At 69.8% G+C, this 17,305-nt stretch carries 14 protein-coding genes; 9 read left to right on the forward strand and 5 right to left on the reverse strand.

Annotation, left to right across the window (positions count from 1 at the left end; translation table 11 throughout):
• Positions 1–6 precede the first annotated feature (6 nt).
• From ACSMXX_RS26115 to ACSMXX_RS26155, 9 genes are all read left to right on the forward strand, one after another.
• A complete protein-coding gene (locus ACSMXX_RS26115; protein ID WP_473181128.1) occupies positions 7–1,059 on the forward strand; it encodes a gluconeogenesis factor YvcK family protein in 1,053 nt (350 codons plus the stop codon).
• Positions 1,050–2,027 (forward strand): DNA-binding protein WhiA, encoded by a 978-nt coding sequence (gene whiA, locus ACSMXX_RS26120; RefSeq protein WP_028435605.1) that lies wholly within the window; start codon positions 1,050–1,052, stop codon positions 2,025–2,027. Before ACSMXX_RS26115 ends, whiA begins: the two co-directional genes overlap by 10 nt.
• 221 nt (positions 2,028–2,248) lie before the next feature.
• Positions 2,249–3,253, forward strand: a complete 1,005-nt coding sequence (gene gap, locus ACSMXX_RS26125) for a type I glyceraldehyde-3-phosphate dehydrogenase (RefSeq protein WP_473181129.1) — start codon at positions 2,249–2,251, stop codon at positions 3,251–3,253.
• Positions 3,254–3,402: 149 nt separating this feature from the next.
• Positions 3,403–4,635, forward strand: a complete 1,233-nt coding sequence (locus tag ACSMXX_RS26130; protein ID WP_473181130.1) for a phosphoglycerate kinase — start codon at positions 3,403–3,405, stop codon at positions 4,633–4,635.
• A 145-nt stretch (positions 4,636–4,780) separates the two neighbouring features.
• Positions 4,781–5,557: a triose-phosphate isomerase gene (gene tpiA / locus ACSMXX_RS26135; protein WP_473181131.1), complete on the forward strand. Its 777-nt coding sequence runs from the start codon at positions 4,781–4,783 to the stop codon at positions 5,555–5,557.
• A gap of 188 nt (positions 5,558–5,745) precedes the next feature.
• Positions 5,746–5,982, forward strand: coding sequence for a preprotein translocase subunit SecG (gene secG, locus ACSMXX_RS26140; protein ID WP_473181132.1), 237 nt, complete (start codon positions 5,746–5,748; stop codon positions 5,980–5,982).
• A 267-nt stretch (positions 5,983–6,249) separates the two neighbouring features.
• A complete protein-coding gene (locus ACSMXX_RS26145; protein ID WP_473181133.1) occupies positions 6,250–6,585 on the forward strand; it encodes an RNA polymerase-binding protein RbpA in 336 nt (111 codons plus the stop codon).
• Positions 6,586–6,745: 160 nt separating this feature from the next.
• A complete protein-coding gene (gene pgi, locus ACSMXX_RS26150; protein ID WP_473181134.1) occupies positions 6,746–8,395 on the forward strand; it encodes a glucose-6-phosphate isomerase in 1,650 nt (549 codons plus the stop codon).
• A gap of 563 nt (positions 8,396–8,958) precedes the next feature.
• Positions 8,959–10,425, forward strand: a complete 1,467-nt coding sequence (locus ACSMXX_RS26155) for a Glu/Leu/Phe/Val dehydrogenase dimerization domain-containing protein (RefSeq protein WP_473181135.1) — start codon at positions 8,959–8,961, stop codon at positions 10,423–10,425.
• Positions 10,426–10,509: 84 nt separating this feature from the next.
• On the opposite strand, the gene pgl is transcribed toward ACSMXX_RS26155, so the two are convergent.
• Genes pgl through tkt form a run of 5 tightly spaced genes read right to left on the reverse strand, consistent with a single transcriptional unit; the run spans position 10,510 to position 17,148 of the window.
• Entirely contained in the window at positions 10,510–11,274 is a 765-nt protein-coding gene (gene pgl, locus ACSMXX_RS26160; protein WP_473184977.1) for a 6-phosphogluconolactonase, read from the reverse strand.
• A gap of 41 nt (positions 11,275–11,315) precedes the next feature.
• Entirely contained in the window at positions 11,316–12,347 is a 1,032-nt protein-coding gene (gene opcA, locus ACSMXX_RS26165) for a glucose-6-phosphate dehydrogenase assembly protein OpcA (RefSeq protein ID WP_473181136.1), read from the reverse strand.
• Entirely contained in the window at positions 12,344–13,870 is a 1,527-nt protein-coding gene (gene zwf, locus ACSMXX_RS26170; protein WP_473181137.1) for a glucose-6-phosphate dehydrogenase, read from the reverse strand. Before zwf ends, opcA begins: the two co-directional genes overlap by 4 nt.
• 5 nt (positions 13,871–13,875) lie before the next feature.
• Positions 13,876–15,018 (reverse strand): transaldolase, encoded by a 1,143-nt coding sequence (gene tal, locus ACSMXX_RS26175; protein ID WP_473181138.1) that lies wholly within the window; start codon positions 15,016–15,018, stop codon positions 13,876–13,878.
• A gap of 54 nt (positions 15,019–15,072) precedes the next feature.
• Positions 15,073–17,148, reverse strand: coding sequence for a transketolase (gene tkt, locus ACSMXX_RS26180; RefSeq protein WP_473181139.1), 2,076 nt, complete (start codon positions 17,146–17,148; stop codon positions 15,073–15,075).
• Between the last annotated feature and the right edge of the window lie 157 nt (positions 17,149–17,305).

The following is a 17,305-nucleotide window of genomic DNA, read 5'->3' on the forward strand; positions in this document are numbered from 1 at the left end:
GCGCGAATGCCTCGTAGGACCATCCGGCTGCGGCGCCCGGTGAACACACGCACGGCACGGCACGGCGCCCAGCCGAAGGTCGTGGCACTCGGCGGCGGCGCGGGCCTGTCCGCGTCGCTCACCGCGCTGCGCCGCATCACAGGGGACCTCACCGCCGTCGTGACCGTCGCCGACGACGGCGGCTCCAGCGGCCGCCTCCGCGACGAGCTGGGCGTGCTGCCCCCCGGCGACCTGCGCAAGGCGCTCGCGGCGCTGTGCGGCGACGACGAGTGGGGCCGCACCTGGGCCGAGGTGGTCCAGCACCGGTTCGTCAGCCGCGGCGACCTGCACGACCACGCGGTGGGGAATCTGCTGATCGTCGCGCTCTGGGAGCAGCTCGGTGACCACGTCCAGGCCCTCGACCTGGTGGGCAAACTGCTCGGCGCGCACGGCAGGGTGCTGCCCATGTCCGCGGTCCCGCTGGAGCTCCAGGCGCTGGTACGCGGCCACGACCCGGCGCGCCCCGACGAGGTCTCGACCGTCCGGGGCCAGGCCACGGTCGCCCTGACCCGGGGCGAGGTGCAGCAGGTCCATCTCGTGCCGCACGACCCGCCCGCCGTCACCGAGGCGGTCAAGGCCGTACTCGACGCGGACTGGGTCGTACTGGGCCCCGGCTCCTGGTTCTCCTCTGTGATCCCGCACCTGCTCGTCCCGGAACTGCTCGACGCCCTGACGCAGACCAAGGCCCGCAAGGTGCTCTCGCTGAACCTCGCTCCGCAGCCCGGAGAAACAGAAGGCTTCTCCCCGCAGCGTCATTTGGACGTTTTGGCCCGACACGCCCCTAAACTCGCCTTCGACGTGGTGCTGGCCGACGAGAACGCCGTTCCCGACCGGGATTCCCTGTGTCAGGCCGCCGAGCGGCTCGGAGCGACGGCTCAGCTGTCACCGGTCGCGGCGGCCGGAGGTGCCGCCCAGGGCGAAGGCCCCGGGGGAGGTGCAGCCAGGCACGATCCGGAGCTGCTGGCAGCCGCGTACGACCGTATTTTTCGGATGCATGGAAGGATCGGCCCATGGCGATGACGGCTGCAGTGAAGGACGAGATCTCCCGGCTTCCCGTCACCCGGACCTGCTGCCGGAAGTCCGAGGTCTCGTCGATCCTGCGGTTCGCGGGCGGCCTGCACCTGGTGAGCGGGCGGATCGTGATCGAGGCGGAGCTCGATACGGGCATTGCGGCCCGGCGCCTGCGCAAGGACGTTCTGGAGATCTTCGGACACAGCTCCGACCTGGTGGTGATGGCGCCGGGCGGGCTCCGCCGCGGCAGCCGCTACGTCGTACGGGTCGTGGCGGGCGGCGACCAGCTCGCACGCCAGACAGGGCTGGTGGACAGCCGCGGACGCCCGATCCGCGGCCTTCCGCCGCAGGTGGTCTCGGGGGCCACCTGCGACGCCGAGGCCGCCTGGCGCGGTGCGTTCCTCGCGCACGGATCGCTGACGGAACCGGGCCGCAGCTCGTCGCTGGAGGTCACGTGCCCCGGTCCGGAGGCGGCGCTGGCACTCGTCGGTGCCGCGCGCAGGCTTCAGATCGCGGGGAAGGCCCGCGAGGTGCGCGGCGTTGACCGCGTCGTCGTCCGTGACGGTGACGCCATCGGCGCGCTCTTGACGCGGCTGGGCGCTCACGAGTCCGTGCTGGCCTGGGAGGAGCGGCGGATGCGCCGCGAGGTCCGCGCCACCGCCAACCGCCTGGCCAACTTCGACGACGCCAACCTGCGCCGATCGGCGCGTGCGGCCGTCGCGGCGGGCGCACGCGTGCAGCGTGCGCTGGAGATCCTCGCCGACGACGTGCCCGAGCACCTGGCCGCAGCCGGCCGCCTGCGCATGGACCACAAGCAGGCTTCGCTGGAGGAGCTTGGCGCCCTCGCCGATCCGCCGCTGACGAAGGACGCCGTCGCCGGCCGTATCCGCCGGCTCCTGGCGATGGCCGACAAGCGTGCTCAGGACCTGGGCATTCCGGGTACGGAGACCAGCCTCACGGAAGAGATGGTCGGCTGACCCCGTTTGCCCCGTCGCCCGTCCCCCGGGCCGCCGCGGGTCTCAGGGTCGTCCGCGCTCCCTGGGCGGCACCCTTCAGGCCGCCCCGCGTCCCGGCCCGTGGACGGCGGGTGGCCGATGTCACCGTAAAGAGTGGAGCGCGGTAGGGTCGGAAGCGGTCGGGGACATCCCATACAGCTTTGCCGGTGTCCATGCCGGCGTACCAACGAGGAGATCGGTTCGTGACGATCCGCGTAGGCATCAACGGCTTCGGCCGCATCGGTCGCAACTACTTCCGCGCACTGCTCGAGCAGGGGGCGGACATCGAGATCGTCGGTGTCAACGACCTGACCGACAACGCGACCCTGGTGCACCTGCTGAAGTACGACAGCATCCTGGGCCGCCTCAAGCAGGAGGTCAGCCACACCGACGACACGATCACGGTGGGCAACCAGACCTTCAGGACGATGGCGGAGCGCGACCCGGCCCAGCTGCCCTGGGGCGAGCTCGGCGCCGACATCGTCGTGGAGTCCACCGGCATCTTCACCAAGCGCGACGACGCGGCCAAGCACCTTGCGGCCGGCGCGAAGAAGGTCCTCATCTCGGCTCCGGCCAAGGAGGAGGACATCACCGTCGTCATGGGCGTCAACGAGGACAAGTACGACGCGGCCAAGCACCACGTCGTCTCCAACGCCTCCTGCACCACCAACTGTGTGGCGCCGATGGCGAAGATCGCCGACGAGAACTTCGGCCTCGTCAAGGGCATGATGACGACGGTCCACGCGTACACCAACGACCAGCGCATCCTGGACTTCCCGCACAAGGACCTGCGCCGCGCACGCGCTGCCGCCGAGAACATCATCCCGACCTCGACGGGCGCCGCGAAGGCCACGGCCCTCGTCCTCCCGCACCTCAAGGGCAAGCTGGACGGCATCGCCATGCGTGTGCCGGTGCCCACGGGCTCCGTCACCGACCTGGTCCTGGAGCTGGAACGGGAGGCGAGCAGGGACGAGATCAACGCCGCCTTCCAGAAGGCCGCAGAGGGCCAGCTGAAGGGCATCGTGGAGTACACCGAGGACCCGATCGTCTCCTCGGACATCGTCAACTGGCCCGCGTCCTGCACCTTCGACGCGTCGCTCACGATGGTCCAGGGCAAGCAGGCGAAGATCGTCGGCTGGTACGACAACGAGTGGGGCTACTCCAACCGTCTCGTCGACCTGACCACCTTCGTCGGCGACAAGCTCTGAGCGCTCCCGCCTACGAGGCCGAGCAGCGCCGAGAGATGGCAGACCGTGGCAGGGCTCGCAGGGCGCGATGACGCGCCCTGCGAGCCCTGCCGTGTGAGGTCCGCCGCGCGACAACGAGGGCCTGAACTCCAAGGAGAGCACCAGCAAGCATGAAGACGATCGACGAACTCATCGCCGGGGGAGTGGGCGGCAAGCGGGTCTTCGTCCGCGCCGACCTGAACGTCCCGCTCGACGGCGCTGCATCTGTTGAAGAACGGGGCATCACCGACGACGGCCGCATCAGGGCCGCCGTCCCCACCATCCGCAAACTGGCCGAGAACGGTGCGCGCGTCGTCGTGGCCTCACACCTCGGCCGGCCCAAGGGCGCGCCCGATCCGCAGTTCTCGCTCGCGCCCGTCGCGAAGCGGCTCGGTGAACTCCTCGGCAAGGACGTCGCGTTCGCGTCCGACACGGTGGGCGACAGCGCGAAGGCCGCGGTGGAGGCGAGCGCCGACGGCGGCGTGACGCTTCTGGAGAACCTGCGCTTCAACGCCGGGGAGACCAGCAAGGACGACGCCGAGCGCGTGGCCTTCGCAAGTGAACTCGCTGCGCTGGCCGACCTCTACGTCGGTGACGGCTTCGGCGCCGTGCACCGCAAGCACGCCTCCGTCTACGACCTTCCGGCTCGTCTGCCGCACGCCGCCGGGGGCCTCATCGCCACCGAGGTGGGGGTGCTGAAGAAGCTCACCGAGGACGTCGAACGCCCGTACGCGGTGGTGCTCGGCGGTGCGAAGGTCTCGGACAAGCTGGGCGTCATCGAGCACCTTCTGCACAAGGCCGACCGCATCCTCATCGGCGGCGGAATGGCGTACACCTTCCTCAAGGCCCAGGGGCACGAGGTCGGCGGTTCGCTGCTGCAGGAGGACCAGATCCCCACTGTCAAGGGGTACTTGGAGCAGGCGGAGAAGCTGGGCGTGGAGTTCGTGCTGCCCGTGGACGTGCTGGCCGCGGAGAGCTTCCCCGACCTGAAGACCAAGGCGCCGGCCGGGCCGTCCACCGTCACCGTCAGCGCGATCCCGGCGGGAGTGATGGGCCTGGACATCGGCCCGGAGACCCGCAAGCTGTACGCCGCGAAGCTCGCCGACGCCGCGACCGTCTTCTGGAACGGCCCGATGGGTGTCTTCGAGCATCCCGACTACGCCGACGGCACCAGCGCCGTCGCCCAGGCGCTGCTGGACAGCGGCTCCTTCAACGTCGTCGGCGGCGGAGACAGCGCTGCCGCCGTACGCCTGCTCGGCTTCGACGAGAACGCGTTCGGCCACATCTCGACCGGCGGCGGCGCCAGCCTCGAATACCTCGAAGGCAAGACGCTGCCCGGCCTCGCCGCACTGGAGGATGCGTGAGCGACGCGTGTGCGGCGGTCAAGCCGCAGGCAGCAACTCTGCCCGCACCGCTGCTCCCCCTGCCTTCGGTGGGCGGTACCCCCAGCACGTGCGTCCGTGACATGAGCCGCTGCCGCGGCGGAGCGAACAATGGAGGACTGACCCCGTGACCACCCGCACCCCGCTGATGGCGGGCAACTGGAAGATGAACCTCAACCACCTCGAGGCCATCGCCCACGTGCAGAAGCTCGCCTTCGCCCTGACGGACAAGGACCACGCGGCCGTCGAGGTCGCGGTTCTGCCGCCGTTCACCGACCTGCGCTCCGTTCAGACCCTGGTCGACGGCGACAAGCTGAAGATCAAGTACGGGGCCCAGGACGTGTCCGCACACGCCTCCGGCGCGTACACCGGAGAGATCTCCGGTGGGATGCTCGCCAAACTGCACTGCTCCTACGTCACCATCGGCCACTCCGAGCGCCGTCAGTACCACGGCGAGGACGAGCCGCTGGTCAACGCGAAGGTGAAGGCGGCCTTCGAGCACGACCTGACGCCGATCCTGTGCGTCGGCGAAGAGCTCGCGGTGCGCGAAGAGGGAAGCCACGTCGCGCACACCCTCGCCCAGGTCGACGGCGCGCTGAAGGAGGTGACCGCCGAGCAGGTGGCCACCATCGTGATCGCGTACGAGCCGGTGTGGGCCATCGGCACCGGCAAGACGTGCGGCGCGGAGGACGCGCAGGAGGTCTGCGGCGCCGTCCGCGGCCGCCTCGCCGAGCTGTACGGGCAGGAGACCGCCGACGCCGTCCGCATCCAGTACGGCGGCTCGGTGAAGTCCGGCAACGTCGCGCAGATCATGGCGCAGCCCGACATCGACGGTGCGCTGGTGGGCGGTGCTTCGCTGGACGCGGAGGAGTTCGTCAAGATCGTGCGTTTCCGCGATCAGTGACCTGCCCGGTGCCCCGACCGGTGACCTGACCGGTGACACGCCCCGGCACGAGCAGAGCCGGGGACGGCCCGAAAGGGCAGGCGTATGACGCCGGGCCCCCGCCCGTCGTACGCTGTCGGGGGCCGGGCGCGCGTCCGGCCCCCTCACATGTGAAGTAGTCCGCGAAGTCCGAGAGAGTTGGTCCAGCCGTGATCATGGGGTTCTCAATCGCCCTCATCGTCTTCAGCTTCCTGATGGCGCTGCTGGTGCTGATGCACAAGGGGAAGGGCGGCGGCCTCTCCGACATGTTCGGCGGCGGCATGCAGTCGTCCGTCGGCGGCTCCTCGGTCGCCGAGCGCAACCTCGACCGGCTCACCGTGGTGGTCGGCCTGGTCTGGTTCGCGATCATCGTGGTGCTCGGTCTGCTGATGAAGCTGGAGAGCTGACGGAGCCGGAGCCGTGACGCGGGGCGGCGCCTCGGCCGCCGTCCCGCACTCACCTGCCGCTTGCGTGCCCCGGCACCCGGGGCGGGCGTCTCCGCCCTTGCAAGAGCAGCCGCAAGTCGCCGTACCCGGCCTATCATGAGGCTCGCGTCCGGAGCCGACGCAGTAACTCCGGTCACTGGACGCGCGTTGGGCCCTACGTACACTAGGGCGCCCGCGACGGACTCATCGTCGATGTTCCGCGGCACCGCGAGGCAGGGAGTTACGACCGTGGCAAGTGGCAACGCGATCCGGGGAAGCCGGGTCGGGGCGGGGCCGATGGGGGAGGCCGAGCGAGGCGAGACCGCGCCCCGCCTGCGCATCTCCTTCTGGTGCTCCAACGGGCACGAGACACAGCCCAGCTTCGCCAGCGACGCGCAGATCCCCGAGACCTGGGACTGTCCCCGCTGCGGCTTCCCGGCCGGTACGGACGAGGAGAACCCGCCGGACCCGCCCCGGACCGAGCCGTACAAGACCCACCTCGCATACGTGCGCGAGCGCCGCAGCGACGAGGACGGCGAGGCGATCCTGGCCGAGGCCCTCGCCAAGCTCCGCGGCGAGATCTGACGGCTCCCCGTCGTCCTCCCTTCACCTCCGCGCCTCGGGCGTCCCGTACCGTCCCCCGTCACTGCCCCGGCCGCTCCGTGCGGTGCGCGCGGGCCCGCATCACCCGTCAATTAGGTTGGTGCGCGGCGTATTCAGTACGAGGAGAAGGTGACGACCGCCGATGAACGGAGCACGCCCCACCCGGCTCGATCAACTGCCCGAGTGGCACGCGCTGGCCAAGCACCGCGAGGAGTTCGGCGACACACATCTGCGCACGCTCTTCGCCGACGACGCGCGGCGCCCCGAGCGGTACGGCCTGCAGGTGGGCGATCTTCACCTGGACTTCTCCAAGCAGCTGATCACGGACGAGACGCTCCGGCTCCTGGGGGAGCTGGCGGCCGGCACCTCGGTCGTGGCGCTGCGGGACGCCATGTTCCGCGGCGAGAAGATCAACATCACCGAGGACCGGGCGGTTCTGCACACCGCGCTGCGCGCCCCCGTCTCGTCCGAGATCACGGTCGACGGTGAGAACGTCGTAGGCGATGTGCACGCCGTGCTCGGCAGGATGGCGCTCTTCGCGGCGCGGGTGCGCGACGGGGAGTGGACAGGCCACACCGGCAGGCGGATCCGCAACGTCGTCAACATCGGCATCGGCGGTTCGGACCTGGGACCGAAGATGGCGTACGAGGCGCTGCGGCCGTACACGAAGCGGGACATGGACTTCCGCTTCGTCTCCAACGTGGACGGCGCCGACCTGCACGAGGCCGTGCGGGACCTCGACCCGGCCGAGACGCTCTTCATCGTGGCGTCGAAGACCTTCACCACCGTCGAGACGATCACCAACGCGACCGCGGCCCGCGAGTGGCTCCTTGCGGGCCTCGGTGGTGCGCGGGAGGCGGTCGCCCGGCACTTCGTCGCGGTCTCCACGAACGCCGGGAAGGTCTCGGAGTTCGGCATCGACACGGAGAACATGTTCGAGTTCTGGGACTGGGTCGGCGGTCGTTACTCCTACGACTCCGCCATCGGGCTCTCTCTCATGGTCGCCATCGGAGCCGATCACTTCAGCGAGATGCTGAGCGGTTTCCGCCTGGTCGACGAGCACTTCCGCACGGCACCCTTCGAGGCCAACGCGCCGATGCTGATGGGGCTCCTGGGCATCTGGTACGGCAACTTCTTCGACGCGCAGACCCACGCCGTGCTGCCCTACAGCCACTACTTCTCCCAGTTCACGGCGTATCTGCAGCAGTTGGACATGGAGTCCGACGGGAAGTCGACCGACCGCGAGGGGCGCCCCGTGGGCTGGCAGACGGGCCCCGTCGTCTGGGGTACGCCCGGCACCAACGGGCAGCACGCGTACTACCAACTGCTCCACCAGGGCACGAAGATGATCCCCGCCGACCTCATCGGCATTGCACGCCCCGCACCCGGTCTGGGCGACCTGGCCGGGCAGCACGACCTGCTGATGGCGAACCTCTTCGCACAGGGGCAGGCGCTCGCCTTCGGCAAGACCGAGGAGGAGGTACGGGCGGAGGGCGTCCCGGAGGCGCAGGTGCCGCACCGCACCTTCCCCGGCAACCGCCCGACGACCACGATCCTCGCCGAGGAGCTGTCCCCCTCGGTGCTCGGCCAGCTCGTCGCCCTGTACGAGCACAAGGTCTTCGTCCAGGGCGCGGTGTGGAACATCGACAGCTTCGACCAGTGGGGCGTCGAGCTGGGCAAGGTCCTCGCCAAGCGGCTGGAGCCGGCCCTGACGGACGGCACGGACGTCGAAGGGCTCGACAGCTCGACGGCCGGACTGGTCGCCCGGTACCGCCGGCTGCGGGGCCGCTGAGGTCCCCGTCCTCCTCGTCCGGTGGTGCTGGAGAGGGCCCTGGGACGACGCCGATGACGAAAGGACGCCTTCGCCGCGCGAGGGCGTCCTCGTCCGTCAGGGCCGGACGGGGCTGATTTTCTGTCAGACCGATCCCGGGGGGTTCTGCCGACCGCGCTGAGCTGCATTTTCTTTCCGGTTCGAAAGGGCCGCGCGGAGGGCGAAAACCGGCCCCGGAATCAACCCAAGAGACCGCTTGACAAGGGATGAAGCCCGACCTCACAGTGGGCGCTACGCACAACGCAACCAGATGCGTTCTCTGCGTATTCCGATGAACTTTATTGCGCTCGTGTTAAGGGCTCGCCACAAGCGTGCCCTGCGGGCGTAATTCGTCCTGCTTGCATGGTCGTCGATTGTTTGCGAGCGCGTGCAGCCGCTCGATTCCGCGCAAGAATTCCCGTCTTCGGTTCCCCGGGAGTAACAAACGACAGCCGGTTCTACGGCCGAGTCGTCGAAAGTCCCACGCGTGAGTAGTCCCATGCGTGAGTAAGTGCCTATCAGTAACTAGAAAGGGTGAGTGCCAAGTGACACAAACAGCTGTCGAGACGCAACTGCAGGTGCTTGAGCATGAGCCCTATCTGCAGATCACGTGGCGTGACAACCAGACCTCGGCTCGCGGGTTCGTCGTGATCGACCAGCTGGTGACGGGCATCGCCACGGGCGGCCTGCGCATGCGGCCCGGGTGCACACTCGGCGAAGTGGCCGAACTCGCCCGGGAGATGACCCTGAAGATGGGCGCTTTCGGGATTCACGTCGGCGGCGCCAAGGGCGGCATCGACTTCGACTCCGAGGACCCGCGGGCCGAAGAGGTGCGCGAGCGCTTCCTCCAGGGGGTCCGGCCGCTGCTCGAACGCTTCTGGGTCACCGCGGGCGACCTCGGCACACAGCAGGAGCAGCTCGACCGGGCGTTCAGCCGGGTCGGCATCGGTGAGACGTCCTTCCACGCCGCGGTGGTCCGTTCACAGGACCAGGCCGAGGTCCGGTCGCGTATCCAGCAGGCCTTCACCACGCGGACGGACGGGCTGCTGCTCTCGGAACTCATCGGCGGCTACGGCGTCGCGGAGTCGGCCCTGGCGGCCCTGGAGCACGAGGACATCCCGGCGGAGACGGCGCGCGCGGTCGTGCAGGGTTTCGGTGCGATGGGCGGATCGACGGCGCTCTACCTCGCACGTGCGGGGGTGAAGATCGTCGGGATCACCGACGCACGGGGCCTGGTCCTCAACACCTCGCGCGGTCTCGACGTCGAACTCCTGCTGTCCGCACGGACGACGGGCGGCGTCATCGACCGCTCCGTGCTGCGCGAGGACGACATCGAGGCGCCCGGTGACGAGTGGCTGGGCATGGACGTCGAAGTGCTGGTGCCGGCCGCCGTCGGCCACACGATCACAGCGGGCAACTGCGACCGGATCCGCGGCAGGTTCGTTGTGGAGGCGGCGAACGTGCCCACCACCCCCGAGGCCGAGCAGCGTCTGCTGGAGCGGGGGGTCACGGTGATCCCCGACTTCATCGCGAACACGGGTGCCGCCGCCGGAGCCTGGTGGGTCATCCTCGGCGAGGTGGTCAGCCCCGCCGGTGCGTGCGCCAGGTTGTCCGAGCAGATCCGTCCGCTCGTACGGAACCTGTTGAGCCGCGCCGGGGGGGGCGGGACTTCTGTGCGGACCGCGGGAGTGCGTTTCGCGAAGGAGAACTCGCAGCGGATGATCGACGAGATGGGCGGAGCGGTGGCCTTCCGCGATCTCTTCCCCGACACGCCACAGGGGGCGCAGATCCCGGACGTGGGCGAGGAAACGGCCGCCACGCTCTCGCACGCCCCGGACATCACCGAGGCCCAGGCCTCCGACCTCGCCGAAGCCGTCATGAACGCCCCGAGCGCCTCCTGCCCGGGGTCGGCCGTGGTCGAGAACTCCCTGGAGGCCGGACGGCAGCCGGCCGCCGCGTACCCGGCGTACTGGCCGGGCCCCGCCGACGAAGCGGACTCCGCCCAGCCCTGAGCCGGCGCCGGCTGACGCGAAGCGTGAAGTGCCCTGCGACCGGATTCCGCCGGTCGCAGGGCACTTCGGGGAACAACCCGTGGCTCACCCGCCTCGGATCAGGCCGCTCGGCAGCCCTGCCGCGGCGGCCTCGTCCAGCAGCCACAGCGTGCGCTCCGTGCCGTACGCGCCGGATGCCGGTGCCTGCACCTCGCCAGGGCCCGACAGGGCGAGAGCCGCGGCCTGCGCCTTGTCCTCGCCCGCTGCCAGCAGCCACACCTCACGCGCCGCGCGGATGGCCGGCAGCGTGAGCGAGATGCGCACGGGCGGCGGCTTGGGGGCGCCCTGCACACCGACGACCATGCGTTCGGTCTCCCGTACGCCCGCGTGCTCCGGGAAGAGCGACGCCACATGCGTGTCCGGGCCCACGCCCAGTAGCAGCACGTCGAAGGAGGGGACGCGCGCCCGGTCCCCGGGACGGCCCTCGGAGCGTGCGGCGGCGGCCAGTTCGGTCTCGTAGGCCTCGGCCGCGGCTTCCACGTCTCCGCCGTACGCACCGTCGGATGCGGCCATGGCGTGCACGCGCACCGGGTCGAGGGGCACGGAGTCCAGAAGGGCTTCGCGCGCCTGTGTGACGTTGCGTTCCGGGTCGCCCTCGGGCAGGAACCGCTCGTCTCCCCACCACAGGTCCAGCCGGGAGAAGTTGACGGCCTCCCGTCCGTTGGGTCCGCTGCGTCCGGTGGAGGAGGCCAGCGCGGAGAGGAGACCGTTCCCGTTGCGCCCGCCCGTCAGCACGACCGAGGCGCTGCCGCGCGCCGACTGTGCTTCGGCGATGCGGGCGGCGAGGCGTGCGGCGGCCGCCCGGGCCATCTCGTCCTTGTCGCGGTGCACGAAGACCTGGGCGGCTGCGCTCACTTCTTCGTCGCCCTCTTGGCCGCCGGCTTGGCGGCCTTCTTCGCGGCGCCTGGCTGCGGCCGTTCGGTGCTCCGGGCGCCGCCGCCGTTGCCCCGGCCGCCTGCCCTGCCCAGCTGCTTGACGGCGTACTGCACGGCCGACGCGTAGGCCTCGTCCGGGTCCAGACGGCGAAGCTCCTCCGCGATCAGCTCGGCCGTGCCGCGCCGGTGAAGTGCCACATGGCGGTCCGGCTGCCCGGGCACGGCCAGTTCGGCGAGCGAGCCGTCAGCGCGGTCCAGGCAGATCTCGCCGTCGGCCGTTCCCATCCGTACGGCGGTGATGCCGGGGCCGTCCGTGACCTTGCGCTCCACCGATACGCGCAGGCGCTCGGCCAGCCACAGCGCGAGCAGCTCCGTCGACGGGTTGTCGCCCTCGCCCTCGACCACCGCGGAACGCACCTTCAGCGACTGCTGGTCCAGGCCCGCCGCGAGCACGCTCCGCCAGGGCGTCAGCCGGGTCCAGGACAGGTCTGTGTCGCCGGGCGCGTATGTCTCGCCGCGCAGCTTGAGCGCGGCGACCGGGTCCTCCGCGGCCGCCGCGTCGGTGATGCGCCGCTGTGCGAGCGTGCCGAGCTTGTCCTCGGACGGGTGCTCGGGCGCGTCCTCCGGCCACCAGACGACGACGGGCGCGTCGGGCAGCAGCAGCGGGAGCACGACGCTGTAGGCGTGCGAGGCCAACTCGCCGTGCAGGCGCAGCAGTACGGTCTCCCCGGTGCCCGAGTCGCTGCCCACCCGCACCTCGGCGTCGAGCCTGGCCGACGCGCGGTCACGGGGAGAGCGGCCGGGCCGGCGGATGACGACGAGGATGCGCGAAGGGTGCTCCTTGGAGGCCTCGCTCGCCGACTTCAGGGCGTCGTAGTGATTGCCTTCGTCCGTGACGATCACCAGCGTGAGGACCATGCCGACGGCGGGGGAGCCGATCGAACGGCGGGCCTGGACGAGCGTGGTGTTGATCTGGCTCGAAGTGGTGTCCGTGAGGTCGATGTTCATGGCCGGCGCCAGCTCCGTCCGTCGCGTGCGAGCATCTCGTCGGCGCCCTGGGGGCCCCAGGTGCCGGCGGGGTACTGCTCGGGCTTGCCGTGCTTGTCCCAGTAGTGCTCGACGGGGTCGAGGATCTCCCAGGACCGCTCGACCTCCTGGTGGCGCGGGAAGAGGTTCGCGTCGCCGAGCAGGACGTCGAGCAGAAGGCGTTCGTACGCCTCCGGGCTGGACTCGGTGAAGGACTCGCCGTAGGCGAAGTCCATGGTCACGTCCCGGATCTCCATCTGTGTGCCGGGCACCTTCGAGCCGAACCTGATGGTGATGCCCTCGTCCGGCTGTACGCGGATGACCAGGGCGTTCTGACCGAGTTCCTGGGTGTCGGTCGCGTCGAAGGGGGAGTGCGGTGCGCGCTGGAATACGACCGCGATCTCGGTGACGCGGCGGCCCAGGCGCTTGCCCGTACGGAGGTAGAACGGCACGCCCGCCCAGCGGCGGTTGTCGATCTCCAGACGCATCGCGGCGAAGGTGTCGGTCTTCGACTTCGGGTCGATGCCCTCCTCCTCCAGATAGCCGCGCACCTTCTCGCCGCCCTGCCAGCCAGCCGCGTACTGGCCGCGGACCGTGTGCTTGCCCAGCTCACGCGGGAGGCGTACGGCGTTGAGAACCTTGAGCTTCTCGGTGACCAGGGCCTTGGCGCCGAAGGAGGCCGGCTCCTCGATCGCCGTGAGGGCGAGGAGTTGGAGCAGGTGGTTCTGGATGACGTCACGCGCCGAGCCGATGCCGTCGTAGTAGCCCGCGCGGCCGCCGATGCCGATGTCCTCGGCCATGGTGATCTGTACGTGGTCGACGTAACTGCGGTTCCACAGCGGCTCGAACATCGTGTTGGCGAAGCGCAGCGCCAGGATGTTCTGGACGGTCTCCTTGCCCAGGTAGTGGTCGATGCGGAAGACCTGGTCGGGGTGGAAGACGTCGTGCACGATCGCGTTCAGCTTCTGTGCGCTGGGCAGATCGTGCCCGAAGGGCTTCTCGATGACCGCGCGGCGCCACGAGCCCTCGCCGGCGCCGGACAAGCCGTGCTTCTTCAGCTGGGAGACGACGGTGGGGAAGAACTTCGGCGGCACGGAGAGATAGAAGGCGAAGTTGCCGCCCGTACCACGGGACTTGTCCAGCTCCTCGATGGTCGACTTCAGGGTGCGGAAGGCCTCGTCGTCGTCGAAGACGCCGGGCACGAAGCGCATTCCCTGCGAGAGCTGCTCCCAGACCTCCTCACGGAAGGGTGTGCGCGCGTGTTCCTTCACGGAGTCGTGCACGACCTGTGCGAAGTCCTCGTGCTCCCAGTCCCGGCGGGCGAAGCCGACGAGGGAGAACCCCGGCGGGAGCAGACCGCGGTTCGCGAGGTCGTAGACGGCTGGCATCAGCTTTTTACGTGACAAATCACCCGTGACGCCGAAAATGACCAGACCCGACGGTCCCGCGATGCGCGGGAGCCGCCGGTCCAGTGCGTCACGCAGCGGATTGGCTGCGTCGGTCAACTTCCTTACGCCTCCTTCGGCGTGAGGCGCTTGAGCTCCGCCTCGGTGGAAGACAGCAGTTCGTTCCAGGACGCCTCGAACTTCTCCACGCCCTCGTCCTCCAGGACCTGGACCACGTCGTCGTAGGAGATGCCGGCGGCGGCGACGGCGTCGAGCGCCGCCTGGGCGTCCGCGTAGCTGCCGCGGACCGTGTCGCCGGTGATGTCGCCGTGGTCGTCGGCGGCCTTCAAGGTCGCCTCCGGCATCGTGTTGACCGTGTTCGGCGCGACCAGTTCCGTCACGTAGAGGGTGTCGGGGAGCGAGGGGTCCTTCACGCCCGTCGAGGCCCACAGCGGGCGCTGGCTGTTGGCTCCGGCGCGCTCCAGGACCCTCCAGCGCTCCGGCGGCTCGGAAGAACCGTCGGCGGCGCCGAAGACCTGCTCGTAAGCCTGGTAGGCGAGGCGGGCGTTGGCGACGGCCGCCTTGCCCTTCAGCTCCTTCGCCTCGTCGGTGCCCAGCGCGTCGAGCCGCTTGTCGATCTCGGTGTCGACGCGGGAGACGAAGAAGGACGCCACCGAGTGGATCTGCGAGAGGTCCAGGCCGAGGGCCTTGGCCTTCTCCAGCCCGGCCTGGAAGGCGTCCATGACCTCGCGGTACCGCTCCAGGGAGAAGATCAGCGTCACGTTGACGCTGATGCCCTTGCCGATGGTCTCGGTGATCGCGGGCAGGCCGGCCCTGGTCGCGGGGATCTTGATGAAGGTGTTGGGACGGTCCACCAGCCAGGCCAGCTGCCGCGCCTCGGCGACGGTCGGCTTGGTCCTGTGCGCCAGCCGGGGATCGACCTCGATGGAGACCCGGCCGTCCTTGCCGCCGGTGGCGTCGAAGACCGGCCGCAGCACGTCCGCGGCGTCCCGCACGTCGGCGGTGGTGATCATGCGCAGAGCCTCCTCGACGGTGACGCCGCGAGAGGCGAGGTCGGAGACCTGCTGGTCGTACTTCTCGTCGGAAGAGATGGCCTTCTGGAAGATCGTCGGGTTCGTGGTGACGCCCACCACGTGCTGCTCGTCGATGAGTTCGCCCAGGTTGCCCGACGTGATCCGGTGACGGGACAGGTCATCCAGCCAGATCGCGACGCCTTCGTCGGAGAGGCGCTTGAGAGCGTCTGTCATGGGAATTGCAACTCCTGCTTGTCGTAGCTTCGCTGTACGTGCCGGGGCGCGGCGTCAGCGGGAGGCGGCTTCGAGCGACTCCCGTGCGGCCGTGACGACCGCCTCGGCAGTGAGCCCGAACTCCCGGTAGAGCGTCTTGTAGTCGGCGGACGCGCCGTAGTGCTCCAGCGAGACGATCCGCCCCACGTCACCGACGTACCGGTGCCAGGTCAGACCGACCGCCGCCTCGACCGCCACCCGCGCCCGCACGGTCGGCAGCAGCACGCTGTCCTTGTACGCCTGGTCCTGCTCCTCGAACCACTCCACGGACGGCATCGACACGACCCGCGTACGCACACCCTCCGCCTGGAGGACGTCGCGCGCCTCGACTGCCAGCTGGACCTCGGAGCCCGTGCCGATGAGGATCACCTGCGGCTGGCCGCCGTCCGCCTCGAACATCACATATCCGCCCTTGGCGGCCTCGTGATTGGGCTCGTAGGTGGGGACGTTCTGCCTGGTCAGCGCCAGGCCGTGCGGGGCGGGCTTGTCGCCGTGCCGGCGCAGCACCTCGGCCCAGGCGACCGCCGTCTCGTTCGCGTCGGCCGGGCGGACGATGTTCAGCCCCGGGATGGTGCGCAGCGCGGGCAGGTGCTCGACCGGCTGGTGGGTGGGGCCGTCCTCGCCGAGACCGATGGAGTCGTGCGTCCACACGTAGGTCACGGGCGCCTTCATCAGCGCCGCGAGCCTCACGGCAGGCCGCATGTAGTCGGAGAAGGTGAGGAAGGTGCCGCCGTAGACGCGGGTGTTGCCGTGCAGCGCGATGCCGTTCATGGTCGCGCCCATCGAGTGCTCGCGGATGCCGAAGTGGACCGTGCGCCCGTAACGGTCGGCACCGGGCAGCGGATTGCCCTCCGGCAGGAACGAACTCTCGTCGAACGAGGTGTTGTTGGAGCCGGCGAGGTCGGCCGATCCGCCCCACAGCTCCGGGATCACCGGGCCGAGCGCCTTGAGTACGGCCCCCGACGCCTTGCGGGTCGCCATCTCCTTGCCGGGCTCGAACGAAGGGACCGCCTTCTCCCAGCCGTCGGGCAGGTCCCCCGCGCGGATGCGGTCGAACTCGGCCGCCCGCTCGGAGTTCGCCGAACGCCACTCTGCGAAGTGCTTCTCCCAGGCGGCGCGCGACTCGCGTCCGCGGTCCCACGCCTTGCGGGTGTGCTCCAGAACGTCCGTGCCGACCTCGAAGTGCCGCTCGGCGTCGAAGCCGAGGACCTTCTTGGTCTTGGCGACCTCCTCCTCGCCGAGCGCCGCACCGTGCGCCGCACCGGTGTTCTGCGCGTCGGGCGCGGGCCAGGCGATGATGGAGCGTACGGCGATGAAGGACGGGCGGGAGGTCTCGGCCTTGGCCGCCTTGAACGCCTTGTACAGGGCGTGCGGGTCGAGATCACCGTTGGGCAGCGGGTCGACGCGCTGCACGTGCCAGCCGTAGGACTCGTACCGCTTGACGGAGTCCTCGGAGAAGGCGGTCTCGGTGTCGCCCTCGATGGAGATGTGATTGTCGTCCCACATCACGACGAGGTTCCCGAGCCTCTGATGACCCGCGAGCGAGGACGCCTCACCCGAGACGCCTTCCTGGAGGTCGCCGTCGCTGGCGAACGCCCAGATGGTGTGGTCGAACGGAGACTCGCCGGCGGGGGTGTCCGGGTCGTAGAGGCCGCGTTCGTAACGGGCCGCCATCGCCATGCCCACGGCGTTGGCGACGCCCTGGCCCAGCGGGCCCGTCGTCGTCTCCACACCGACCGTGTGGCCGTGTTCCGGGTGCCCGGGCGTCTTGCTGTCCCACGTACGGAAGGTCTTGAGGTCGTCCAGCTCCAGGCCGTAACCCGCAAGGTAGAGCTGGATGTAGAGCGTCAGGCTGGAGTGGCCGACGGAGAGGACGAACCGGTCGCGGCCCGGCCAGTCGGGGTCGGCCGGATCGTGGCGCATCAGCTTCTGGAAGACCAGGTAGGCCGCGGGTGCGAGTGCCATGGCCGTGCCGGGGTGGCCGTTGCCGACCTTCTGCACGGAATCCATGGCCAGGACCCGGACGGTGTCGACAGCCCGTTGGTCCAGATCGGTCCATTCGAGGTCTGTGGTGGTCGGCTTCGTGCTCACCCTGGGTCAGGGCTCCTCTCCACAAGTTCGGCGTCCGGTGCGTTGCGCTCACCGGCGGTGTCGAGCGTACCCCTGTGCTACACGCATCTCTTCCGGGTGCTCACCAACGGCACACCGACACTTGCGGCAACAGCGAACCGCCCGGCCCGGATTCCTT

The sequence above is a fragment of the Streptomyces sp. DSM 116795 genome (assembly GCF_055792905.1).

Bases quoted from the DNA above. Each gene is read 5' to 3' on its own strand.
- whiA (WP_028435605.1), top strand. From the start codon at position 1,050: ATGGCGATGACGGCTGCAGTGAAGGACGAGATCTCCCGGCTTCCCGTC.
- ACSMXX_RS26115 (WP_473181128.1), top strand. From the start codon at position 7: ATGCCTCGTAGGACCATCCGGCTGCGGCGCCCGGTGAACACACGCACG.
- opcA (WP_473181136.1), bottom strand. From the start codon at position 12,347: ATGAACATCGACCTCACGGACACCACTTCGAGCCAGATCAACACCACG.
- pgi (WP_473181134.1), top strand. From the start codon at position 6,746: ATGAACGGAGCACGCCCCACCCGGCTCGATCAACTGCCCGAGTGGCAC.
- tal (WP_473181138.1), bottom strand. From the start codon at position 15,018: ATGACAGACGCTCTCAAGCGCCTCTCCGACGAAGGCGTCGCGATCTGG.
- ACSMXX_RS26130 (WP_473181130.1), top strand. From the start codon at position 3,403: ATGAAGACGATCGACGAACTCATCGCCGGGGGAGTGGGCGGCAAGCGG.
- pgl (WP_473184977.1), bottom strand. From the start codon at position 11,274: ATGGCCCGGGCGGCCGCCGCACGCCTCGCCGCCCGCATCGCCGAAGCA.